24 protein-coding genes and 1 riboswitch are annotated in these 21,837 nt (G+C 38.7%); of the genes, 21 read left to right on the top strand and 3 right to left on the bottom strand.

Annotation, left to right across the window (positions count from 1 at the left end; translation table 11 throughout):
* Nucleotides 1-5 precede the first annotated feature (5 nt).
* From ACWOEC_RS07865 to ACWOEC_RS07850, 4 genes are all read left to right on the top strand, one after another.
* A complete protein-coding gene (locus tag ACWOEC_RS07865) occupies nt 6-770 on the top strand; it encodes a segregation/condensation protein A (protein WP_455307216.1) in 765 nt (254 codons plus the stop codon).
* Nucleotides 748-1,323 carry an SMC-Scp complex subunit ScpB gene (gene scpB / locus ACWOEC_RS07860; RefSeq protein ID WP_297074621.1) on the top strand — a complete coding sequence of 192 codons (576 nt, stop codon included), beginning with the start codon at nt 748-750 and terminating at the stop codon, nt 1,321-1,323. Before ACWOEC_RS07865 ends, scpB begins: the two co-directional genes overlap by 23 nt.
* Nucleotides 1,323-2,039 carry a pseudouridine synthase gene (locus ACWOEC_RS07855; protein ID WP_455307214.1) on the top strand — a complete coding sequence of 239 codons (717 nt, stop codon included), beginning with the start codon at nt 1,323-1,325 and terminating at the stop codon, nt 2,037-2,039. Before scpB ends, ACWOEC_RS07855 begins: the two co-directional genes overlap by 1 nt.
* A 64-nt stretch (nt 2,040-2,103) precedes the next feature.
* Nucleotides 2,104-2,236: riboswitch (FMN riboswitch) on the top strand.
* Between the two features lie 132 nt (nt 2,237-2,368).
* On the top strand, nt 2,369-2,980 hold the full coding sequence (locus ACWOEC_RS07850) for an ECF transporter S component (RefSeq protein WP_297074624.1): 612 nt from the start codon (nt 2,369-2,371) through the stop codon (nt 2,978-2,980).
* A gap of 49 nt (nt 2,981-3,029) precedes the next feature.
* On the opposite strand, the gene ACWOEC_RS07845 is transcribed toward ACWOEC_RS07850, so the two are convergent.
* On the bottom strand, nt 3,030-3,245 hold the full coding sequence (locus ACWOEC_RS07845; RefSeq protein ID WP_297074625.1) for a ferredoxin: 216 nt from the start codon (nt 3,243-3,245) through the stop codon (nt 3,030-3,032).
* A gap of 29 nt (nt 3,246-3,274) precedes the next feature.
* On the opposite strand from ACWOEC_RS07845, the gene ACWOEC_RS07840 reads away from it, so the two are divergent.
* From ACWOEC_RS07840 to ACWOEC_RS07780, 13 genes are all read left to right on the top strand, one after another.
* A complete protein-coding gene (locus ACWOEC_RS07840) occupies nt 3,275-4,291 on the top strand; it encodes a helix-turn-helix domain-containing protein (protein WP_455307212.1) in 1,017 nt (338 codons plus the stop codon).
* Nucleotides 4,254-5,657, top strand: coding sequence for a RecQ family ATP-dependent DNA helicase (locus tag ACWOEC_RS07835; RefSeq protein WP_455307210.1), 1,404 nt, complete (start codon nt 4,254-4,256; stop codon nt 5,655-5,657). Before ACWOEC_RS07840 ends, ACWOEC_RS07835 begins: the two co-directional genes overlap by 38 nt.
* Before the next feature lie 43 nt (nt 5,658-5,700).
* Nucleotides 5,701-6,306, top strand: coding sequence for an SAG1386/EF1546 family surface-associated protein (locus ACWOEC_RS07830; protein WP_297074629.1), 606 nt, complete (start codon nt 5,701-5,703; stop codon nt 6,304-6,306).
* 61 nt (nt 6,307-6,367) lie between these two features.
* Nucleotides 6,368-7,036, top strand: a complete 669-nt coding sequence (gene cmk / locus ACWOEC_RS07825) for a (d)CMP kinase (protein WP_455307207.1) — start codon at nt 6,368-6,370, stop codon at nt 7,034-7,036.
* Nucleotides 7,037-7,158: 122 nt separating this feature from the next.
* Nucleotides 7,159-8,679 carry a daptomycin-sensing surface protein LiaX gene (gene liaX, locus ACWOEC_RS07820; protein WP_455307205.1) on the top strand — a complete coding sequence of 507 codons (1,521 nt, stop codon included), beginning with the start codon at nt 7,159-7,161 and terminating at the stop codon, nt 8,677-8,679.
* A gap of 31 nt (nt 8,680-8,710) precedes the next feature.
* Nucleotides 8,711-9,022 carry a PspC domain-containing protein gene (locus ACWOEC_RS07815; RefSeq protein WP_455307203.1) on the top strand — a complete coding sequence of 104 codons (312 nt, stop codon included), beginning with the start codon at nt 8,711-8,713 and terminating at the stop codon, nt 9,020-9,022.
* Nucleotides 9,022-9,378, top strand: coding sequence for a phage holin family protein (locus ACWOEC_RS07810; RefSeq protein ID WP_297074634.1), 357 nt, complete (start codon nt 9,022-9,024; stop codon nt 9,376-9,378). The genes ACWOEC_RS07815 and ACWOEC_RS07810 overlap by 1 nt, the downstream gene beginning before the upstream one ends.
* 132 nt (nt 9,379-9,510) lie before the next feature.
* Nucleotides 9,511-10,446 (top strand): HPr(Ser) kinase/phosphatase, encoded by a 936-nt coding sequence (gene hprK, locus ACWOEC_RS07805; protein ID WP_455307201.1) that lies wholly within the window; start codon nt 9,511-9,513, stop codon nt 10,444-10,446.
* Between the two features lie 13 nt (nt 10,447-10,459).
* On the top strand, nt 10,460-11,293 hold the full coding sequence (gene lgt, locus ACWOEC_RS07800) for a prolipoprotein diacylglyceryl transferase (protein ID WP_455307199.1): 834 nt from the start codon (nt 10,460-10,462) through the stop codon (nt 11,291-11,293).
* Between the two features lie 14 nt (nt 11,294-11,307).
* The gene (locus ACWOEC_RS07795) at nt 11,308-12,333 is read left to right on the top strand and encodes an NAD(P)H-dependent glycerol-3-phosphate dehydrogenase (RefSeq protein WP_455307197.1); all 1,026 of its coding nucleotides are present in this window, start codon (nt 11,308-11,310) and stop codon (nt 12,331-12,333) included.
* 12 nt (nt 12,334-12,345) lie between these two features.
* Nucleotides 12,346-13,269 (top strand): UTP--glucose-1-phosphate uridylyltransferase GalU, encoded by a 924-nt coding sequence (galU, locus tag ACWOEC_RS07790; RefSeq protein WP_297074638.1) that lies wholly within the window; start codon nt 12,346-12,348, stop codon nt 13,267-13,269.
* A 69-nt stretch (nt 13,270-13,338) separates the two neighbouring features.
* Entirely contained in the window at nt 13,339-13,767 is a 429-nt protein-coding gene (locus tag ACWOEC_RS07785) for a DUF948 domain-containing protein (protein ID WP_297074639.1), read from the top strand.
* 14 nt (nt 13,768-13,781) lie between these two features.
* Entirely contained in the window at nt 13,782-14,339 is a 558-nt protein-coding gene (locus ACWOEC_RS07780) for a YtxH domain-containing protein (protein WP_455307194.1), read from the top strand.
* A gap of 35 nt (nt 14,340-14,374) precedes the next feature.
* Here ACWOEC_RS07780 and ACWOEC_RS07775 read toward each other — a convergent pair whose 3' ends face one another.
* Nucleotides 14,375-15,478 (bottom strand): M24 family metallopeptidase, encoded by a 1,104-nt coding sequence (locus tag ACWOEC_RS07775; RefSeq protein ID WP_455307192.1) that lies wholly within the window; start codon nt 15,476-15,478, stop codon nt 14,375-14,377.
* A gap of 180 nt (nt 15,479-15,658) precedes the next feature.
* Between ACWOEC_RS07775 and ccpA the strand changes: the two genes are divergently transcribed.
* The gene (gene ccpA, locus ACWOEC_RS07770) at nt 15,659-16,660 is read left to right on the top strand and encodes a catabolite control protein A (protein WP_297074642.1); all 1,002 of its coding nucleotides are present in this window, start codon (nt 15,659-15,661) and stop codon (nt 16,658-16,660) included.
* 163 nt (nt 16,661-16,823) lie between these two features.
* Here ccpA and ACWOEC_RS07765 read toward each other — a convergent pair whose 3' ends face one another.
* Nucleotides 16,824-19,166 carry a transglycosylase domain-containing protein gene (locus ACWOEC_RS07765; RefSeq protein ID WP_455307250.1) on the bottom strand — a complete coding sequence of 781 codons (2,343 nt, stop codon included), beginning with the start codon at nt 19,164-19,166 and terminating at the stop codon, nt 16,824-16,826.
* Between the two features lie 158 nt (nt 19,167-19,324).
* On the opposite strand from ACWOEC_RS07765, the gene tyrS reads away from it, so the two are divergent.
* The 3 genes from tyrS to ACWOEC_RS07750 all read left to right on the top strand — a co-directional run bounded on the left by tyrS (nt 19,325) and on the right by ACWOEC_RS07750 (nt 21,831).
* Entirely contained in the window at nt 19,325-20,587 is a 1,263-nt protein-coding gene (tyrS, locus tag ACWOEC_RS07760; protein WP_455307190.1) for a tyrosine--tRNA ligase, read from the top strand.
* Between the two features lie 51 nt (nt 20,588-20,638).
* Nucleotides 20,639-21,541 carry a deoxyribonuclease IV gene (locus ACWOEC_RS07755; RefSeq protein ID WP_455307188.1) on the top strand — a complete coding sequence of 301 codons (903 nt, stop codon included), beginning with the start codon at nt 20,639-20,641 and terminating at the stop codon, nt 21,539-21,541.
* Between the two features lie 83 nt (nt 21,542-21,624).
* Nucleotides 21,625-21,831, top strand: a complete 207-nt coding sequence (locus ACWOEC_RS07750) for a YneF family protein (RefSeq protein WP_297074647.1) — start codon at nt 21,625-21,627, stop codon at nt 21,829-21,831.
* Nucleotides 21,832-21,837: the final 6 nt, after the last annotated feature.

The raw sequence follows: 21,837 nt of genomic DNA, 5'->3' as shown, positions 1-21,837 counted from the left end.
ATAAAATGGAAGAAATGAAAGTCAAATTAGCAATTTTCGAAGGACCACTCGATTTATTGCTTCATTTATTAAGTGAATTGGAATTAGACATCTATGAGATCCCGATTTCTGAAATCACCGATCAATACTTGACGTATATTCACGCGATGAAACATCTTGAATTAGAAGTTGCAGGTGAATATTTGGTGATGGCAGCGACGTTGATGGCGATGAAGAGCCGAATGTTATTGCCAACAGAAGAACTTGAAGAAGAATGGATCGATTTTGAAGAAGAAGATCCTCGAGAACAATTGATTGCGCAGTTGATCGAGTATAAAAAATACAAACAGGCTGCGCAACGACTGTCCTCGTTTGCACTTGAGCGCAGTGCCTTTTTTCATAGCGAACCACTCGAACTAGAAGCGTATCAAGAGATTCCCAGTGAACTTGCTGCAAATCAATTTAATACGATCGACTTGTTCTTAGCTTTTCATCAGTTATTAGAAAAGAAGAAAAAGCGTCAGAAAATCGAAGCTTCGATCGCAAAAGATGAAACGACCGTAGATGAAAAAATCGAATGGATCACCAAGCAATTACAGACTAATTTTGTATCTGGCTGTACGCTGGAGACATTATTAGTCACCGGGACAAAAGAAGAGCTTGTCACTACATTTATGGCGATGCTTGAATTGATGAAGTATCAAAAAATTAAAGTAGACCAACCTTCTCAGTATGAAGAAATCAAGATTTATCCAGGAGAAAACTTACATGAAGTCATATCAAGAGATTGAAGCATTACTCTTTATCGTAGGTCAAGAAGGCATTGGCTTAAATGAGCTAAGTACGATCTTACAACGATCAAAAGCAGTAGTGTATGAACAAATCCAGCAATTAAATCAGCGTTACGAACAAGATCCAGAGTGTGCCTTTTGTATTTTGGAAACAGGACAACAATTTAGTTTAGCGACCAAACCACTACTGGCTCCTTTATTAAAAGAATACGCGCGCTCTCCGCTTGCAGGACGTCTATCCCAAGCAGCATTAGAGACATTGGCGATTATCGCTTATAAACAACCTATCACGAGAGTCGAGATTGAAGCGATCCGCGGGGTTAAGGCCTCTGGATCACTGCAAAAATTAGTAGCACTACAATTAGTAGAAGAAAAAGGTCGCGTGGATGGACCGGGACGTGCGATTATGTACGGGACATCGACTTATTTCATGAATTATTTTGGGTTAAAAGATTTAAGCGAATTACCAGATTTAGATGTCATGACGGCCGATTTAGAAGAACCGATTCAAGATCTTTTTGAGCCGATTATCGATATAGAGGAGAACGAATAATGGAACGAGTACAAAAAGTAATTGCGCAAGCAGGGATTGCTTCACGCAGAAAAGCAGAACAATTGATTTTAGAAGGGCGTGTGGCGATCAACGGACAAGTCATTCGGGAATTAGGAACAAAAGTCAGTAAAAAAGATGAGATTGCTGTAGACGGTGTGCCGATTAGTAGTGAGCAAGACGTGTACTTTATGTTTTACAAACCTCGAGGGGTTATCTCGGCAGTAAGTGATGATAAAAAACGTAAAGTCGTTACCGATTATTTCAGTGATGTTTCTGAACGTATCTATCCAGTAGGGCGTTTGGATTATGATACATCTGGTTTATTGTTGTTGACAAATGATGGTGATTTTGCGCAACGTTTAACACATCCCAAGCATGAAGTAGAAAAAAAATATGTAGCAAAAGTCAAAGGTGTAGCATTGCCACAAGATCTAAAGTCTTTGACACGAGGGATTCGCTACAAGGGTGAAAAATATGCACCTGCTCGCTTTGATATTTTATCTACCGATCATCAAGCAAAGACGAGTATCGTACAATTGACGATTCATGAAGGAAAAAACCATCAAGTCAAGCACATGCTAGAAGCAGTTAAATTGCCTGTCCAAAAATTAAAACGGGAGCAGTATGGACCCTTGACGCTTGGGAATTTACGTCCAGGCGAATTTCGTGAGTTATCGAAAAAAGAGATCAATGCACTTTTAGAAAGTAGTAAATAACAAACGAATTACTTGAGAAGAGAAGCAAAGGCGTGTATAATAGTCTTATCAAATAAAATTTAAGGTTCGTCTTCAGGGGCAGGGTGAAATTCCCGACCGGTGGTAATAGTCCACGAACTGCGATACACAACCGTGTGTTGTAGCCGATACGGTGTAATTCCGTTACCGACAGTACAGTCTGGATAAAGAAGATAGGGCGTATTTGTTTTGTCTAAATTAATCAAAACAAGTACCCTATTTTCGTATACGAAAATAGGGTACTTTTTCTTTTAGAAAAGATAAATAAGCTTCTGTGAAGATGTTTCCTAAACTATTAGGAGGATATTTGAATGAAGAACACGAAGGTACAAAAAATGGTGGCTATTTCACTATTTGCAGCAATGGGATTGGTTTTACAGTTTTTCGGATTTCCGGTGATTCCGGCATTTGGATTTATGAAAGTTGACTTTAGTGATATTCCGGTATTGCTGAGCATGTTTTTATATGGACCATTAGCAGGAATTTTAACAGCGTTGATCCGTTCAGCACTTCATCTTTTGATGACAGGGGCAGCCAATCCAACGAATATCGTTGGCGATGTAGCTAGCTTTATGGCAACGTCAGCATTTGTATTGCCGATGTATTATTTCTTCCAACATCGTAAACAATTAGTCTTTCACAAAGCGTTTGGTGTGATTACAGGGATCTTAGCGATGACGACATTTATGAGCTTAGCGAATTATTTTGTCATTACACCGATTTATCTATATTTCTTTAATGCAAGTGCGACTAGCTTTTTAGGGATGTCACTGGCAAAATACGTAGCGATTGGTGTGGTACCCTTTAATTTGATCAAAGCCTCGCTCGTGAGTATCGTTTTCTTAGCCTTATATGCTAAATTATTGCCATGGTTATCTAAAAAACAAATCGGTACGATTCATTATCGTCAATATTCAAAATAAAAAATAGGCGGTTTGCGAAAAGCAAACCGCCTATTTTTTCGTATCCACATTATTCGATTACAATTGCACGAACCGGGCATTTTTGATAAGCTTTTAAGACAGATGTAGATTCGTCTGTGGGAATGAACTGCTTTTTTGCATGTGGTTCTTCTTTGAACAATACGATCCCTTCTTCATCATAATCAAAGACTTGTGGTGCATAGACAGCGCACAAGCCGCATGCAATACAACGTTCTGGGATCAGTGTACATGTCGTATGAGACATTTTTATTCCTACTTTCTTGAGGTGATCACTTGGCTGAATTTATTTTAGCGTTATTACAAAAAAAGAACAAGTTAAAACTGACGACATTATATCAAGTACTGATTGGAAAGAAAACGTCCTCAGTATTAAGTTATGCATTTTTTATGGAGCTACTGCCTTATTTAGGTTGTTTGCCACACTTAACAGAAAAACAATACGAACAAGAAATTGACTTGTTAATCAAACAAAAGCAGTTAAGAATACAAGAAGGGGTGCTTTATTTAGAGGAACAAGGCACACTGTCTTTTCTTGAGACAGATGACTACCAACATATCAACTATTTTCGTTTTGGGCGAAAAGATGAGACCGCTTGGCGTTTGATTCAATATTTTATCCAACAGTTGACTCAAACAACCCCAATGCGAGATTTGGAGATGACACCATATTACCTTCACATCATTGAGCGAGCACTTTTAAAAGAAAAGAATCAGAAAAGACACGTTTTTGACGAGTTGCATCTGTTATTTTCACGATTGCCCACAGAACAAAGTAATTTACTGGTCGGCACGTTATCTGGTGGAACACTCGTTGGCGAAACCTTTTATCAATTATTTCCTGAGGTCAACACGGTAAAAGGACAATTATATCGTGCAAGCGCGTGGCATTTTCTCTATCAAATGATTCTAACACATCCAAATTACACCCTTTATCAAATTGTAAAGCAACCTTTTTTTGAAACCTTGAATCAGAGTGTGCTGACGACAAGAAAAATGTTTTTCACAACACCAACGATCGAATCGATTGCAAAAAAACGTGGATTAAAAGCGAGTACGATACGAGATCACTTGATCGAGTGGGCAATTTTAGATGAACAGTTTCCTTTTGAGCATTTTGATTTCTCATTATTTGAACAATCGTTTTTCACTGAAGAACATATATATTTAGTATCGTATAAAGAGGTACAAGAGCGCTTAGGAATTCCTGAGGTTGATTTTTTAACCTATCGCCTCTATCAAATTAAAAGAAAGCGTGAGACACTTGCAAAAATTAGAACAACGACTATATGACCATTTTGGGTTTTCGACCTTTCGTAAAGGACAAAAAGAAACGATTGCATCTTTGTTAAGTGGAAACGACACACTGACACAATTGCCTACAGGAACAGGAAAAAGTGTATGTTATCAATTAACGGGGTTATTATTAGAAGGAATCGTCATTATTGTTACACCACTGATTTCCTTAATGGAGGATCAAGTTCAAAAATTACGCCAGCAAAAAATAGCGAATGTGACCTACTTAAACAGTCAATTGACGAAAGAAGAGCGCTATTATATTTTAACGCACTTAACAGAATACAAATTTTTATTTTTAAGTCCTGAAATGTTGCACCAAGCGCGATTATTACAAGCTCTAAAGCAATTGCCGATCGCATTATTTGTAGTAGATGAAGCGCATTGTATCTCACAATGGGGAATGGATTTTCGCCCTGAATATCGTCAATTGCAATCGATCAAAGCGACGCTAGGTCATCCACTTACACTAGCCTTGACAGCGAGTGCGACACCTGAAGTTCGCAATGAAATCATCGAGTTGCTCTTTCCTGAAAAATATCAAACGATCGTGTACTCAGTAGATCGCCCGAATATTCAACTGTTTGTACGCCAAACAGAAGATAAATTGACTACCTTAAAAGAGGTACTCGCTTTAGGAGAAGGTGCGACAATCATTTATTGTGCCACTCGTAAAAAAGTAGAAGAAGTCTATCAATACTTGAATGAATATTATGCTGTCGGATACTATCATGGTGGGTTGACTGCCAATGAACGCAGTAGTTTACAACAACAATTTCAAACGAATCAGCTTCAAATATTAATTGCGACAAATGCATTTGGAATGGGGATCGATAAATCAGATATCCGCTTTGTGATCCACTATGATCTACCCGATTCGATTGAAAATTATATCCAAGAAATCGGTCGGGCTGGTCGAGATGGTCAAGAAAGTTACGCAATGCTTTTGTACCAATCTTTTGATGAAAAAATCCATCATTTCTTTCAAGAAAAATTGCATGAAGAAATTGATAAGTTGCAGTGGTTATTGAAGCAAAAAGAGCCAGAACGACTATTACCCAAGCAAGAAACGTTGCAAACAAAATGGTTACGCGAAGCGAAAAAAAATCCTGAATTTGTACCCATGTTAATCAAATACCAAGAAGTCAAACAACAAAAGCTACTAAACATGCAAGCTTATATCAAAGAAGATGAGTGTTATCGACACGTTCTTCTAGCTTATTTTGGTGAAGGCGGTTCAAACGTTCATCCTTGTTGTGCCCTAGATGGTGCAACATGGCCTACGACGCCACGCGCTCTTTTTGAAAAAACGGCACAATTACCGTGGATGTCTCGCTTAGCTGAAATTTTTAAAGAAGATTAACTTTTCAAAAATTTTCTGCATATTTGAAAATAGCTATGGTATAATGTTTCGAAGAGATTATCAGGAGGGACGAATTGTGAACAAACGAAGTAACCGTTCAGATGAACAAAAAGAACCATGGGAACAACCAATTTACGAAGAAGAGACCCAAGAAAATGCATCACGATCCACACAATATAAACAAAAACGGGGCAATACACTCTTTTTATCTATTGTACTTTTTCTTTTATTTTTATGTGTAGCGATTCCTACTGTTGTTGGAATTTGGGTTCATCAACAAAAAACGGAAGCTGCAAGTTTAGTGAGCAGTAGTAGTTCAGAAGTGGCGAAAGCTTCAAGTAGTACGACGAAAACGACTACAAGTACAACCGTTTCTGAAACATCAGAAACGGTTTCTTCTAGCGAAACGGTAGAAGAATCTCAACCAGAAGAAACCGTGCCTTCTTCTAGTGCAAGTAGTGAGGTAGTCGAAGAAACGACACCTTCTAGTTCTACTGTTTCAGGAGAAACGATTGAAGTATTGTCTGGTGAAGGTCCAAACCAAATTGCTGCACGTGCAGGGATTAGTGTAGAGAAATTATTGCAATTAAATGGTATGACAATGGATAACTTCTTTTTTGCACCAGGACAACAAGTACGAATCAAATAAAAACCGCCTGAGCGGTTTTTTTTATGGGGATTGAGTCTAAACGATAAGGATTGGTAATAACATGAAAAGAATAAAAGTCGCAATCGACGGTCCAGCTTCGTCTGGAAAAAGTACTGTTGCGAAACGATTGGCGAAACAATTTGGTTTTATCTATACGGATACCGGAGCGATGTATCGGGCAGTGACTTATCTGGCTGTAACGCATAAAATTGCATTTTCAGATGCAGCAGGGTTAGTCGATTTATTGCACCGCTATCCGATTACATTTAAACAAGTCGATAAGGAACAACAAGTCTTTGTTGGTACCGAAAATGTGACAGAAGCTATCCGACAACCTGAAATCACGAATAACGTTTCAGAAGTGGCGATGCATCAACTCGTTCGTGAGGAGCTGGTTAAACAACAGCAAGCTATCGCGCAAAATGGTCAAGTGATTATGGATGGCCGTGATATCGGGACCGCTGTATTGCCTGATGCACAAGTTAAAATCTTTTTAGTCGCTAGTGTAACCGAACGGGCGCAAAGAAGATACCAAGAAAATCAAACAAAAGGGATCTTGACGGACTTAGATACATTGACAAAAGAAATCAAACAACGAGATCATCTTGATTCGACAAGAGAAATTTCACCGTTAAGACAGGCTAAAGATGCGGTGTTAGTCGATACTACAGGTAAATCAATCGATGAAGTCGTCGAGATTATTGCCCACTATATTACACAAGCACAATAACGATTCTTCTATTTTTAGAAGGATCTTTTTTTGGTACTTTAGACCTATGTGTTTTATCAAAAAATTTGGCATAATAGTCTTGTAAGCAAGAATGCTTATAAAAAAGTTTAGGAGGCATTTCCATGAATGAAAGAAAACGAATTTTAGACTTGGTGAAAAAAGGTGTCCTTTCAACGGAAGAAGCCTTGGATTTATTAGAGGGCATTGCACAAGATAAAGATGCTTCGCAAATCGAAAAGGCAGCAGAACAAGTCAAAGCCAATAAAGCAGAGTCACAACCGTCAGATGAAGCCGATTTTATAGATGAAAAAAAACAAGAACAAGATCTAGAAGCAATTTTAGATGAGTTAGCGAGTAAAACGACTCGTATCTCAGCCGATTTGGATCGAGTACAAGAACAAATCAATTTAGCCACAAAAGAACGTCAGACAATCAAAGATACATTAACTGAATACTATACACATGAAGAATTAGAAGATGCTTCTTTAGAAGAAATTCAAGTACGTGAACGCTTGGAAAAAGAAGTCAAACAACTCGATCTAAAACTCGAAACGTTACATCAAGAACGTAGTGCGTTTGAAGAAGAGATGAAAGCGATTCGTCGTGATCAATGGACGTATTCTAAGGAAAAAATGAGTCAAAAATTTGATATCCCTGAAGATTGGAAAGAACAAGCATCTGAAAAATTAACGACTGCGAGCGAAAAAGTTGTCGAACACGGGACAAAATTGAGCAAAGCACTCTTTAGAACATTGCAAAATGTTTCTGATTCAATTAGTGGAAACGTTGAATGGAAAGATTTTCATATGAAAGTCCCTGGTGTGGCATCGACTAAATTTGATAAAGAATTTAGTTTTGAACCTACGGACGCTACGATCTTAGATGTCAAAATCGCAAATGGTACATTCCGTATCAAACGTTGGGATGAAGCGTTTGTTAAAGTAGATGCTAAAATTAAATTATATGGAAAATTCCATTCTGAAAATCCAGAAGCATTGTTTGCTGAAAGAAGCCAACTTGAAGTTGATCATGAAACGATTCGCTTACATGTGCCAAATAAGCGCGTACGGGCTGATCTTACTGTCTATTTACCTATACGTGTATACGATCATGTGTCGATCAAGATGTTAAATGGCACGATCGAGGTAGAAGAGTTGGAAGCAAAAGACGTCTATATGAAGACGACAAATGGGGATATCGTTCTTCATCATATCGATGCGACTATGCTGGAATTAGAAGGTGTCAATGGATCGATTGGAATCGAAGCAGGAACGATTCGCGATACCGTGATTGAAAACATTAACGGCGCGATCATTTTGACTACAACTCCGGAAACAGCACTGGTATCTTTAGTTAATGGTGACGTTAAATTGACGTTTGAAGAAGAAACGTTACGCAAATTACAAGCTTCTTCTGTCAATGGGGATGTCAAAGTGGCGCTCTCACCTACTTTAGGACTGGCTGGTGTGGCGAAGACGAATATCGGGGCTGTCCAAAGTCGCTTGACCAATTATGAGATCATTCGTGAAAAACGTGAAAAAATGAATCAATTGTTAGAATTCGAACGAATTACAGAAAATATGGCACAAATCGATGTGTCCACAACCACAGGTAGTGTATACTTAAAAGATACACAAGCATAATCGAAAGTGAAAGAATAGAAAGGTGATCATTATGAAAAAAAGATTAACAAAATCTTCAGACAATCGCGTAGTCTCTGGGGTATTAGGGGGGATTGCAGAATATTTTGGATTTGATCCAACCATTGTAAGGCTCATCTATGTCGTTCTTTCATTAATGTCGACGGGTTTTCCAGGGATCTTATTGTATATCGCGTTAGCCATTATTATGCCAAATGGCAATACGCGTCAAACACGCTATGGTCATGATAATCCATATTACCAAAATAACAATCGCTCTACCCGTAAAGAAGCGGAAAAAGTCGAGCCAGATCAAACAAATGATGAGGATTGGAGCGATTTCTAGTGAATTATGTGCAACGACTGATTATGAATATTTTAACGTTCATTTCACTTTCGGTGTTGTTGCCTCAGATGGTTCATGTTCAAAGTTTGTTTACAGCGTTTCTTGCTAGTGTGATTTTGTCGGTCCTAAATGCGTTTTTACGTCCGATCTTAGTTTTTCTCACGCTTCCTTTAACGTTTTTGACGCTCGGGTTGTTTAGTTTTGTTGTCAATGCTGCGATTTTGCAAATAACGTCTAGCTTAGTAGGTGTATCCAAATTTGGTTTTTCATCTTTTGGGGCAGCGTTATTGGTAGCTGTGATCATGTCGTTGATTAATATGATTGTAACGGAACATCGTTTACAAAAAATCGAGTAAAAACAGGTATATCGGTTCACGATATGCCTGTTTTTTTTTACGAAAAATGAAATATCCTAGATAGATGATAGGAATTTCACACATACAATGATAAAATATAACAGTACTCAGCATAGAAAGAGAGGTCTAACTATGACAGAATCAGTGAAGATTCGTAAATTAACTCAAGCACTAAATTTAGAAATCGTAACTGGAAATGAAGTGGCACTCGAAAAAGAAATTTTTACCGGGGATATTTCACGACCTGGATTAGAATTGACGGGCTATTTTTCGTATTATTCCAACGATCGCTTGCAATTATTTGGCAATAAAGAAATTACGTTTGCTCAACGTATGATGCCAGAGGAGCGTTTAATGATTTTACGTCGCTTGTGTTCAGATGAAACACCGGGATTTATTATTTCAAGAGGTTTAGTGGTCCCAGATGAAATGATCCAAGCATGTGAAGAACATCAGATCCCGGTTTTGCGTTCAAAGGTATCCACTTCAAGACTACTTGGTGAAATCTCAAGTTATCTAGAAGAACAGCTTGCAACCCGTACAAGCATCCATGGAGTATTAGTCGACGTGTATGGTTTAGGCGTATTGATCCAAGGAGATAGCGGAATCGGAAAAAGTGAGACAGCATTAGAGCTGATCAAGCGAGGGCATCGATTGATTGCCGATGATCGAGTAGACGTCTTTAAGAAAGATGATTTGACGCTAGTCGGGGAACCTCCAAAAATTTTAGAGCATTTAATTGAGATTCGGGGGATTGGGATCATTGATGTGATGAACTTATTTGGTGCCAGTGCCGTACGTGGTTCCATGCAAGTACAACTAGTCGTATATCTTGAAAATTGGGCGAAAGATAAACAATATGATCGCTTAGGAAGTGCGGATGAATCGATGGATATCAGCTCGGTTCAAATCCCGCAGATCAAAATCCCAGTTAAAACAGGACGAAATGTTGCGATCATCATTGAAGTGGCTGCGATGAACCATCGTGCACGTTCAATGGGATTTGATGCAACAAAATCATTTGAACAACGCTTGAGTCGTTTGATCGAAGAAAATTCAGCGGAATAAAGGAGCGTTATCAATGGTAGGATATGTCAATCGTGTGGCATTTGAGTTATTTGACTTGCCGATCTACTGGTATGCCGTGATTATTATTTCTGGTGTCGTGATTGCAATGGTGTTAAGTTCCAGAGAAGCAGAGCGTGTCGGGATGAAAGCAGATGATGTAACTGATTTTATGCTCGTCGGCTTACCGTTATCCTTTATTGGAGCACGATTCTATTATATTTTATTTGATCTGCAACCTTATTTAGCAGATCCAATTCAAGTATTTAATATTCGTTCTGGTGGTTTGGCTATCTATGGAGGATTGATTGTTGGGGCAATTTGGTTGTATTATTTTTGCTCACGTCATTTTATTTCGATGTGGACATTTTTAGATATCGCCGCACCAAGTGTGATGATCGCACAATCGATTGGACGATGGGGAAATTTTATGAACCATGAAGCCTTTGGTGGTGAGACGACACGTTCATTTTTAGAGTCGCTTCATTTACCACAATTCATTATCGAGAATATGAATATCGATGGCGCTTATCGCCAACCAACATTTTTATATGAATCCCTGTGGACCTTTATTGGGTTTATCGTATTAGTAGGATTACGTAAAAAAACAGGACTGTTGAAACAAGGTGAAGTCGCTTTGAGTTATGTCATCTGGTATAGCTTTGGTCGGATGTTTATCGAAGGGATGCGAACGGATAGTTTGTATTTATTCGGGGATATTCGCGTGTCTCAGTTGTTATCGTTTATTTTACTGATCAGTGCCATTGGGGTATTTATTTGGCGCCGCCGACACAATCAATCATTAAAATCATACGATCGTAGTCATTGGAAAAACCAATGGATCGTCTAAAAGTGAGGAAAATTATGAAACAACAACGGATTGCAGTTTTAGGTGCAGGATCTTGGGGAACCGCGCTTGCTCAAGTACTAGCCGAAAATGGCCATCAGGTCACGCTTTGGGGCAATAATGAAGCGCAGATCAATGAAATCAATCAACAACATACAAACAAACGTTATTTGCCAGAAGTAGTGTTGCCAACAAGCATTAAAGCAGAATACGATCTGGCACGAGCGATTGAGCAGACGGATGCGATTTTGTTTGTCGTACCGACGAAAGCGATTCGTTCAGTCGCAAAAAACGTTGCTGCTTTATTAACCCATCAACCACAAATCATCCATGCTTCTAAAGGGTTGGAGCAAGTGACACATACAAGAATCTCACAGATCTTAGAACAAGAGATTCCAACGAATAAACGTCAAGAGATCATTGTATTGTCTGGTCCTAGTCACGCTGAAGAAGTTTCACGCCGTGACATTACGACAATTACAGCAGCTTCAGTGAATGAAGCTGCTGCAACGTACGTTCAAGCGCTATTTATGAACGACTATTTTCGTATTTATACGAATACAGATGTGATTGGTGTTGAAACTGGTGCAGCATTGAAAAATATTATCGCAATCGGCGCAGGTGCACTAGTAGGATTAGGTTTTGGCGATGATGCCAAAGCGGCGATCATGACACGTGGCTTAGCTGAAATCAGTCGTTTAGGCGTAGCGATGGGAGCAGATCCATTAACCTTTATCGGCCTAAGTGGTGTAGGTGATTTGATTGTAACGTGCACGAGTGTTCACTCAAGAAACTGGCGCGCAGGGCACTTACTTGGTCAAGGACACTCGCTAGATGAAGTCTTAGACAACATGGGGATGGTAGTTGAAGGTGTTTCGACAACCAAAGCTGCAAAAGAGTTGGCAAGTGAGCTAGGCGTTGAAATGCCAATTACTGAAACGATTTATAATGTATTGTACGAAGGAAAAGATATCCAAGTAGCGCTAAGAGAGATCATGTTGCGCGATGGCAAAATCGAAAATGAGTTTTCTATTGAAGAGTAAAGGAGCAATCACATGAAAGTAAGAAAAGCAATTATTCCAGCAGCGGGTTTAGGCACACGTTTTTTACCTGCAACAAAAGCAATGGCTAAAGAAATGCTACCAATTGTCGATAAACCAACGATTCAATTTATCGTAGAAGAAGCGTTAAAATCAGGAATAGAAGATATCTTGATCGTTACAGGAAAAGGCAAGCGTCCAATTGAAGACCATTTTGATGCCAATCTTGAATTAGAAATGAATCTAAAAGAAAAAGGCAAGTCAGAACTCTTAAAATTAGTGGAAGAAACAACCGAAGTAAATTTACACTTCATCCGTCAATCTCATCCACTAGGATTAGGCCATGCTGTATTGCAAGCCAAAGCTTTTGTAGGCAATGAGCCATTTGTCGTAATGTTAGGCGATGATTTGATGGAAGACGAGGTGCCGCTAACGCAACAACTGATCAATGATTACGAAGTCACACATGCCTCAACGATTGCTGTGATGAACGTTCCTCATGAAGAAACGGTCAAATATGGCATTATCAATCCAGGTGAACAAGTAGAACCAGGTTTATATAATGTTAAAAACTTTGTCGAAAAACCAAGTACTCCAGATGATGCTCCAAGTGATTTAGCGATTATCGGACGTTACCTTTTAACACCAGAGATTTTCCAAGTTCTTGAAACTCAAAAACCTGGAGCTGGAAATGAAATCCAATTAACGGATGCGATCGATGAATTAAATCGGACACAGCGCGTATTTGCACGCGAATTCTTAGGGAAACGTTCGGATGTGGGTGACAAATTTGGATTTATGAAAACAAGTATCGAATACGGTCTAACGCATCCAGAAGTAAAAGAGAATCTGACTCAATTTATCATTGAATTGGGACAAGAATTAAGTGCAAAACAGCCAAAAATCAGTGAAACACCAGAAAATTCGGAAGAAGCATAGTTTATATTTGTCGAAAAATCAGGGAAATGCTATGCTTGTTTTAAATAGTTTAAGGAAGGGAGTGTTGGTATGTCAATCGGACAAATCGCCGCTTTAATTGCAGCGTTAGCGTTTGTTGTCTTAGTGTTCTTTATTATTCGATTGCTTGGTAAAGTTACACAAACCGTCGATAAAGTTCAAAAAACCGTTGATTTAGCTAATGAAACGATTACCATCGTGACAAAAGACGTGGATGTATTGTCACGCGAAGTAGAAGGGTTGCTCGTGAAAAGCAACGAGCTACTAATCGATGTAAATCAAAAAGTAGCAACAATCGATCCTTTATTTACAGCGGTAGCAGATTTAGGAACTTCCGTTTCAGATTTAAATTATTCTAGCCGTAACTTGCTTACACGTGTGAGTTCGCTAGGACGTACGACGGCGAAAGCAACAGTTGCTGGTAAAGTAGGGCAAGCAGCATCAAAATATTTTTCAAAAAATAAAGAAACAGCTAAATAAAAGGAGGAATTTTCATGGGTAAAACAAGTGGATTTTTATTAGGTGCAATTATTGGTGGAACAGCAGCAGCGGCAGCAGCGTTATTATTGGCGCCAGAATCAGGTAAAGAAATTCGTGGAAAATTGGCAAAACAAGTTGATGACTTGATGGATGCTGCTGCTGATTACTCTGACGTAGCTAAGGATAAAGGACTTGATTTAGCCGAAATCGCAAAAGATAAAGCAAGTCAATTGGCACAACAAGCTGACGGTTTAGCAAGCACTTTAAAAGGAAAAGTAACGGATGCAAATGATGAAATGATGGATACGACTTCAGAGTTGACAGATGAAGTCAAAAAACAAACAGATGAATTATCTGATCGTTTCAAAAAAACGGCCAATGAAGTTACCGAACAAAGCAAAGAGCATGCGCAAGACATCTTTATTGAAGTCGATGATGCAGCAAAAGATGCAAAAGAAACTGTCCAAGAAGGTAAAGAAGAAGCAAAAGATGTCGCAAAAGATGCAAAAGATGATGCAAAAGCGATTACTGAAAAATTACAAGATGAAATCAAAGAAGAAGCAAATAGTTAATTAAAAAACACGCGCCCATATGAGCGCGTGTTTTTTTAATTTAAGATCATTAATTCTTTTGGCGTAGTTGTAAATGGCTGACAGCCATCTTTTGTCACATAGACACAATCTTCAATACGAACACCGACTTGATTTGGGATATAGATCCCAGGTTCTAATGAAAAACACATGCCTTCTTCGATAATAAGATCATTGCCTTCAACGAGTGAAGGATATTCGTGTACAGAAGCGCCAATACCATGTCCTAGACGGTGATTAAAATACTCACCATAACCATATCCTGCAATCACGTCACGCGCGATTTTGTCTAGTTCACTTGCCAAAATACCTGGTTTAACAGCTGCTTGAGCAGTTAGTTGTGCTTCGAGTACGATTTTATGGATCTTTTGTTGCAAAGCAGTAGGCTCTTTATAGGCTACTGTACGCGTTGCGTCCGAGCAATAGCCATTGGCAATCACACCTAAATCGAACAATACAAGTTGATTTGCTTCAATTTGACGTACGCCAGGTGCGCCATGAGGATTTGCTGCATTTTCACCAGCCAATACTAATGTATCAAAAGACATGTGCGAGATTCCTTGTTTTTTTAGGTGGTATTCAATTTCGGCTACAATTTCTTGTTCGCTGATCCCTTCTTTGATCGCTTTGAAACCAATTTCAAATGCAACATCAGCCCAAGAACCAGCGGTAAGTAACTTGTCGATTTCTGCAGTTGTTTTGATTAGTTGCATACGTGCAATTTCTGGCGTAAGATCAAATGAAAAGCGTGTCTCTAAAAATGCAGATTGGATGGCTTCAAAGCGATCTAAAGTCAACGCTCCTTTTTCTAAGGCCATCTCTTTTGGAAGACCATAACGCGCAGTGATTTCCATTTTGATTTTTTCAAACGGGGACTCATTGTCTAAATAGCCTACGACATCATAGGCAAAGCCACTATGTTCGGCTTCTTTGACATCTAAAGCCGGTGTGAATAAAAATGGTGTACCTTCAGCAGGGACAAAGAGCGCTAAAATCCGTTCATGTGGTTCGCTTTCAAAGCCTGTGAAATATGCGACAGAAGCAGGGTCGCTGATATAGGCTAATGAAATATCATTTCGCTTTAGCCAATTCGTCAATTCGGTTAATTTTATATCGTTCATCTACTTGTTCCTTCTTTCTACATCGATTCAATCCATTTTAACATTGATTTCAACCGGTGACTAGAAAGTAAATTTCATGAAAGTGACAATAAAACGGTTGCATAATGTTTGTTTTTTTGCTATTCTTAACAGGAAATGTAAATAAGATTTTCTGAAAAAATATAAGAACGGAGCACTATCATGGAAAAACAAACGATTACTATTTATGATGTGGCCCGCGAAGCAAATGTTTCGATGGCGACAGTTTCTCGTGTAGTCAATGGGAACCCAAATGTAAAACCAGTGACACGAAAAAAAGTTTTAGAGGTCATTGATCGTCTAGACTATCGTCCTAATGCTGTAGCTAGAGGACTGGCAAGTAAAAAGACGACCACAGTAGGTGTCATCATTCCAAACGTTAGCAACATGTTTTTCTCTTCACTAGCTCGTGGAATCGATGATGTTGCAACTATGTATAAATACAATATTATCTTAACCAACTCAGATGGTGAAAGTGCAAAAGAAGTTTCCGTATTGAATAATCTGTTAGCTAAACAAGTAGATGGGATTATTTTTATGGGACATCACATTACTGATGAAATCAGAGGCGAATTTTCACGTTCGAAAACACCAGTTGTTTTAGCCGGATCGATTGATCCAGATGAACAAGTGGGTAGTGTGAATATTGATTATACTGCAGCGACAAAAGAAGCGGTGACATTACTTGCTAAAAATGGCAACGAAAAAATTGCATTTATCAGTGGTGCATTGATTGATCCAATCAATGGTCATAATCGCTTATCAGGTTATAAAGAAGCATTGAAAGAGGCTGATTTAGCCTACAATGAAGGATTGATCTTTGAGACACCTTATAGCTTTAAAGATGGATTAGCTTTAGTGGATCGCTTATTAAATAGTGGTGCTACAGCGGCTTATGTAACAGATGACGAATTAGCGATCGGAATCTTAGATGGATTATTAGATCGTGGAATTAACGTACCAGAAGAGTTTGAGATCATTACAAGCAATAACTCACTCTTAACAGAAGTGGCTCGTCCGCGCTTAACCAGTATTAGCCAACCGCTATATGATTTAGGTGCAGTATCGATGCGTTTATTGACCAAATTAATGAACAAAGAAGAAGTGGAAGAAAAAACGATCACGTTACCTTACCACATCGTTGAAAAAGGATCTTCTAAATAAACAAAAGGATGTGCCGTTTGGCACATCCTTTAAAAATCGAATACACGGTGTTTCAGAAGTAACGTCTTCGAAAAAAAAGCCGCATCATGACCGAAATAGATGAATCTATTATCGGAATGATGCGGCTTATTTTTTAGAGCTGCCAAGCTGTCACAGCCTCATTTTAGTTATTTGGAATACGTGGAGCCACAGTGCGCCAGTAATCGAGATAGTTGCTATCGGTTCCGCCGATTCCAAATTTAAACGTACTATCTTTTAGACCATCTTTAGCCCAATAAGAGGTAGTTGTTTCTTTTGGAACGGTTACTTTATAGTTGTTAATGGTCACAGTATTAACCAATTTTTCACCAGTGAAAGTCGCAACTTTTTCTTTTTTGACACTATTGTCTAGAGTAAATTTCTCATTGGTATTGATCAATTCAGGATTGGCCTGATAGATTGCATTAGCTAAGTAGGCCATATAGTTGGCTTGGCGTTTGCTTGCCCCTGAATCAGATGGTGTATTGTCATCATGTCCTGTCCAACCACTTAGCGTGATCGAAGGAGTAGAGACAACGAGCCAAGAATCTACATAGTCGTTTGTTGTTCCTGTTTTTCCAACCCAATCAGCGGAAGCTAATGTACCATTGACTGAGCCTAATACATTTTTATATGGTGTGGTAATTTTGCTATCTAATACACTACGCATCAAATCATTCATAATCGAAGCTGTTGCTTTAGAATACACTTGAACTGGTTTTTCATCATATTGATAGACGACTTGACCAGTAGAGTCAGTGATGGTGTCAATTAAATGCCCTTTTTGATAAGTTCCACCATTAGCCAAGGTCTGAAAACCGGCAGTTTGTTCTAAGACGGTTAGATCCATTACGCCAAGAGGTGCTGACTTATAGCTCCATTGGTCAACATTAGGATAGCCCATCTTAGAAAGATACTCATCATAAACAAAACGATCATCTTTGGCATTGTTTAAAGTCGCTTGATAGATTTGATAGGCTGGAATATTATTAGACCAAGAAATGGCATCACGTACTGTTTGGAAGGTATTCATATTGATTTGCGTCGCATTGACGACCGCATCACCACTATCATCACCTTCGCCACCCCAGTTAGTTTCATAATTGGATACACGCGATTCTGTACCAATCAATCCTTGATCCACAGCAGGGCCGTACACTAAAGCGGGTTTGATTGCTGAACCTGCTTGTCGCTGGGCTACAAACGCATGATCAAACTGGTTCGTTGAAAAATCACGACCAGCGACAAAACCTAGGATTTTACCCGTCTTGTTGTCCATCAGAATATTTCCAACTTGCGTTTCCACTCCTGTGTCGTCATCGAGCAAATAACCATTAGCCGCTACAGCATCTTGCATTGCTTGGTAGACTCCTTGGTCGATTGTCGACTTAACAGTGTATCCACCAGATGCAATTTTTTGTTCTGCCAATTCTTCATAAGAATTTTTGATTGCTTCTTTTTGATAATCTTGGGTACTTACTTTAGCTTGTGTAGCTAATTGTTTGGCTAAAACTTCTTTTGCTTGATCAAGAACAGCATAATAAAGATAGCTTTGTTCATCTTGATTGGTTTGATCTTGAGGAAGGAAGTCTTTTGCAAGATCATAATTTTTTGCCTCTTCGTATTCTTCTTTGGTGATCGCTTTTGTTCGATACATGCTAAATAAGACAAAATCTTTACGTTTTAATCCAAGCGAGTCATCTTCTTTCAAAGAACCGTCGGCATTGTAAGGGCTATAGCTGATTGGACTTTGTGGCAATCCAGCAAGAAAGGCCGCTTGTGCTATATTTAGCTCACTAGGTTGAACTCCAAAGATCCCTTCAGCGGCTTCTTGGACACCTGCGATATTTTGACCTTTGTTATTGCGTCCAAAAGGAGATACATTTAAATACATCGTTACGATTTCATCTTTTGAAAAAACATCGTCTACTTGACGCGCAAGAATGATTTCGTTGGCTTTGCGTTTAAAGGTCGTTTCGTTAGTTAACATTTGCTGCTTGACTAATTGTTGGGTCAAAGTAGATCCACCACTACTGCCAATACCGGTTACTTCAGAAATCAAAGCCCGAAGTACGGCTTTAGGGACAAACCCATTGTGTTCATAGAAATTTTCATCTTCCGTTGCGACGATTGCTTTTTTGACTAAATCAGAAATTTGATCTGATTTGACGGTCGTTCGCTGTAAATCAGAATTTACGGTAGCGATCATCGCATTATTGGCATACGTCAAGGTTGATGTTTGCGAGATGTTACCAAGTTCTTGTTGGAGCGTTTGTTTGTTTGGTAGTTTCGTGTCTTCTACTAAATAGGCAAAATATCCTACGCCAATTCCTAAACCGAGTGAGCCAGCAAAAATCCCAATACAAATGACGAATAAAACAAGGGACTGAATCACGCGCATTGCGACATTAAAATAAAATAAGCCACCAGAAGAACGAGGTGTTTGTCTTGATTTTTTTGTTGCTCGTTTTTGTGCCAAAAGGGTCACCTCAATTTTCATATTATTCTGTATGATTATATCAAAAAATAGATTAGAAGGATAGATGGACGATTAGATGGAAAATCGAAGAATTTGCACTTGATACTTTTCTTTCTTAAAAATATCAGTTAATATGGAGAATGACTACGCCGTAAGGGGGAAAAAAAATGAGTTCTGACTTTTTTCAAGAACTAAAAGATCGTGGCTTGGTATTTCAAACAACTGATGAAGCCGCATTAGAAAAACAACTGAATGAGGAATCTGTAAAATTATATGTTGGGTTTGATCCAACTGCCGATAGCTTGCATATTGGACATTTGTTACCTGTACTAATGTTACGCCGTTTCCAACAAAATGGACACGTTCCAATCGCTCTAGTTGGTGGTGGGACAGGAATGATTGGTGATCCTTCATTTAAAGATCAAGAACGCCAATTGAATACATTAGATATCGTGCAGCAATGGTCCAATCAAATTAAAAGTCAATTGTCACGTTTTATTGACTTTGAAAGCGAAACAGCTCCGGCAATTATTGCCAATAATTATGATTGGTTAGGCGAGATTTCGATGATCGATTTTTTACGCGATGTTGGGAAAAACTTTACCATCAATTATATGATGAGTAAAGAAAGTGTCAAACGTCGTATCGAAAGCGGGATCTCATATACAGAATTTGCTTATCAATTACTACAAGCATATGATTTTCTAAAATTATACGAAACACACGGTTGTCTATTGCAATTAGGTGGTAGTGATCAATGGGGAAATATTACTTCAGGGATCGAATTACTACGCCGTGAAAAAGAAGTTCAAGGATTTGGATTTACAATGCCGTTGATCACTAAAGCTGATGGAACAAAATTTGGGAAGACAGAAGGTAACGCGGTTTGGTTAGATGCAGAAAAAACAACACCGTACGAATTCTACCAATTTTGGATCAACACGGATGATCGTGATGTGATCAAGTTCTTAAAATACTTTACTTTCTTACCTTTAGCAGAAATCGCTGAAATCGAAAAAGCATTTTTAGCAGCACCGGAAAGTCGAGTGGCACAAAAAGCGTTGGCTAAAGAAGTAACGACACTTGTCCACGGTCAAGAACGCTATGAACAAGCAGTTCGTATCTCGAATGCCTTGTTTAATGGTGAGATCAAACAACTGACTGGTGAAGAAATCGAACAAGGGTTTAAAGATGTCCCAACGTATCATGTGACATCAGAAGATTCGGATCAATTACTTGAGCTATTGATTGCAGCAAATATCGCTTCATCCAAACGTCAAGCACGTGAAGATTTACAAAATGGTGCGATCTATGTCAATGGTGAACGCGTTCAAAGCGTGGATTACGTTTTACAAGCTAGCGATAAACTATCAGATCGTTTTGTTGTGATTCGACGAGGAAAGAAAAAATACTTTTTACTAACATTTTAAAAAAAAGGTGTGTGGTCAAACACACGCCTTTTTTGATTAAAGGAGAACTTAATGAAAATTGGATCGCATGTTTCCATGAGTGGAAAAGAGATGTTACTCGCTTCAGCAAAAGAAGCGGCAAGTTACGATGCAACAACGTTTATGATTTATACTGGGGCACCGCAAAATACTCGTCGTAAACCGATTGAGGAATTAAATATTGAAGCTGGACAAGCATTTATGGAATCACACGGCTTAGGAGATATCGTCGTGCATGCCCCATATATCATTAATTTAGGCAATACAATCAAACCGCAAAATTTTGGATTTGCGATTGAATTTTTACGTGAAGAAATTCGACGTGCCCAAGCATTAGGCGCTACTCAAATTACCTTGCACCCTGGTGCACATGTAGGCGAAGGGGCGGATGCTGGTATTAAGCAGATCATCAAAGGATTGAATGAAGTCTTAGATAAAAATCAGATTCCTCAGATCGCCTTAGAAACGATGGCTGGAAAAGGAACAGAGATTGGGCGAACATTTGAAGAATTAGCACAGATCATTGAGGGCGTTACCTTGAATGAGAAACTGTCGGTTACACTAGACACGTGTCATACTAATGATGCAGGCTACAATATAAAAGAAGATTTTGATGGTGTCTTAAACGAATTTGATCATATTATTGGGTTAGATCGCTTGAAAGTATTACACGTTAATGATTCGAAAAATCCTCAAGGGTCACATAAAGACCGTCATGCCAACATCGGCTTTGGTACAATCGGTTTTGATGCATTGAATCACGTTGTACACCATCCCCAATTGCTAACGTTACCTAAAATTTTAGAAACACCTTATGTCGGTGAGGATAAAAAGACAAAGCGTGCACCATATAAACGCGAGATCGAGATGTTTCAAACACAAACCTTTGATCCGCAGATGATCGAAAAAATCCAAACTGAAATTTTAGAGGGATAACTTTTTATTTTTGGATTGTTTTTATTTTATTTTCTAGTAAAATAGAAAATTGAGAGTGCATTCAAGAAAGGAGTGTTTGCTAAATGTGGTATGTAGTAGTGGCAATTGTTGCATTAGCTTTAGGAGCTGTAGGTGGCTTTTTCTTAGCGCGTAAATATATGCAAGATTACTTGAAAAAAAATCCTCCAATCAACGAGGATATGTTGCGTTCAATGATGATGTCGATGGGGCAAAAACCATCTGAGAAAAAAATTCGTCAAATGATGCAACAAATGAAAAATCAAAAATAATTGATT

It is taken from the genome of Enterococcus bulliens, from assembly GCF_053761865.1.
This window is presented reverse-complemented; position numbering and strand designations above follow the sequence as displayed.

Excerpts from the sequence above, each read along its gene's own strand:
- cmk (WP_455307207.1), top strand. The coding sequence starts at position 6,368 with ATGAAAAGAATAAAAGTCGCAATCGACGGTCCAGCTTCGTCTGGAAAA.
- ACWOEC_RS07780 (WP_455307194.1), top strand. The coding sequence starts at position 13,782 with ATGGGTAAAACAAGTGGATTTTTATTAGGTGCAATTATTGGTGGAACA.
- ACWOEC_RS07775 (WP_455307192.1), bottom strand. The coding sequence starts at position 15,478 with ATGAACGATATAAAATTAACCGAATTGACGAATTGGCTAAAGCGAAAT.
- ACWOEC_RS07815 (WP_455307203.1), top strand. The coding sequence starts at position 8,711 with ATGAAAAAAAGATTAACAAAATCTTCAGACAATCGCGTAGTCTCTGGG.
- ACWOEC_RS07865 (WP_455307216.1), top strand. The coding sequence starts at position 6 with ATGGAAGAAATGAAAGTCAAATTAGCAATTTTCGAAGGACCACTCGAT.
- ACWOEC_RS07795 (WP_455307197.1), top strand. The coding sequence starts at position 11,308 with ATGAAACAACAACGGATTGCAGTTTTAGGTGCAGGATCTTGGGGAACC.
- ACWOEC_RS07855 (WP_455307214.1), top strand. The coding sequence starts at position 1,323 with ATGGAACGAGTACAAAAAGTAATTGCGCAAGCAGGGATTGCTTCACGC.
- ACWOEC_RS07750 (WP_297074647.1), top strand. The coding sequence starts at position 21,625 with ATGTGGTATGTAGTAGTGGCAATTGTTGCATTAGCTTTAGGAGCTGTA.
- ACWOEC_RS07755 (WP_455307188.1), top strand. The coding sequence starts at position 20,639 with ATGAAAATTGGATCGCATGTTTCCATGAGTGGAAAAGAGATGTTACTC.
- lgt (WP_455307199.1), top strand. The coding sequence starts at position 10,460 with ATGGTAGGATATGTCAATCGTGTGGCATTTGAGTTATTTGACTTGCCG.
- tyrS (WP_455307190.1), top strand. The coding sequence starts at position 19,325 with ATGAGTTCTGACTTTTTTCAAGAACTAAAAGATCGTGGCTTGGTATTT.
- galU (WP_297074638.1), top strand. The coding sequence starts at position 12,346 with ATGAAAGTAAGAAAAGCAATTATTCCAGCAGCGGGTTTAGGCACACGT.
- ACWOEC_RS07830 (WP_297074629.1), top strand. The coding sequence starts at position 5,701 with ATGTTTCGAAGAGATTATCAGGAGGGACGAATTGTGAACAAACGAAGT.
- ACWOEC_RS07785 (WP_297074639.1), top strand. The coding sequence starts at position 13,339 with ATGTCAATCGGACAAATCGCCGCTTTAATTGCAGCGTTAGCGTTTGTT.
- ccpA (WP_297074642.1), top strand. The coding sequence starts at position 15,659 with ATGGAAAAACAAACGATTACTATTTATGATGTGGCCCGCGAAGCAAAT.
- ACWOEC_RS07850 (WP_297074624.1), top strand. The coding sequence starts at position 2,369 with ATGAAGAACACGAAGGTACAAAAAATGGTGGCTATTTCACTATTTGCA.
- ACWOEC_RS07845 (WP_297074625.1), bottom strand. The coding sequence starts at position 3,245 with ATGTCTCATACGACATGTACACTGATCCCAGAACGTTGTATTGCATGC.
- liaX (WP_455307205.1), top strand. The coding sequence starts at position 7,159 with ATGAATGAAAGAAAACGAATTTTAGACTTGGTGAAAAAAGGTGTCCTT.
- scpB (WP_297074621.1), top strand. The coding sequence starts at position 748 with ATGAAGTCATATCAAGAGATTGAAGCATTACTCTTTATCGTAGGTCAA.
- hprK (WP_455307201.1), top strand. The coding sequence starts at position 9,511 with ATGACAGAATCAGTGAAGATTCGTAAATTAACTCAAGCACTAAATTTA.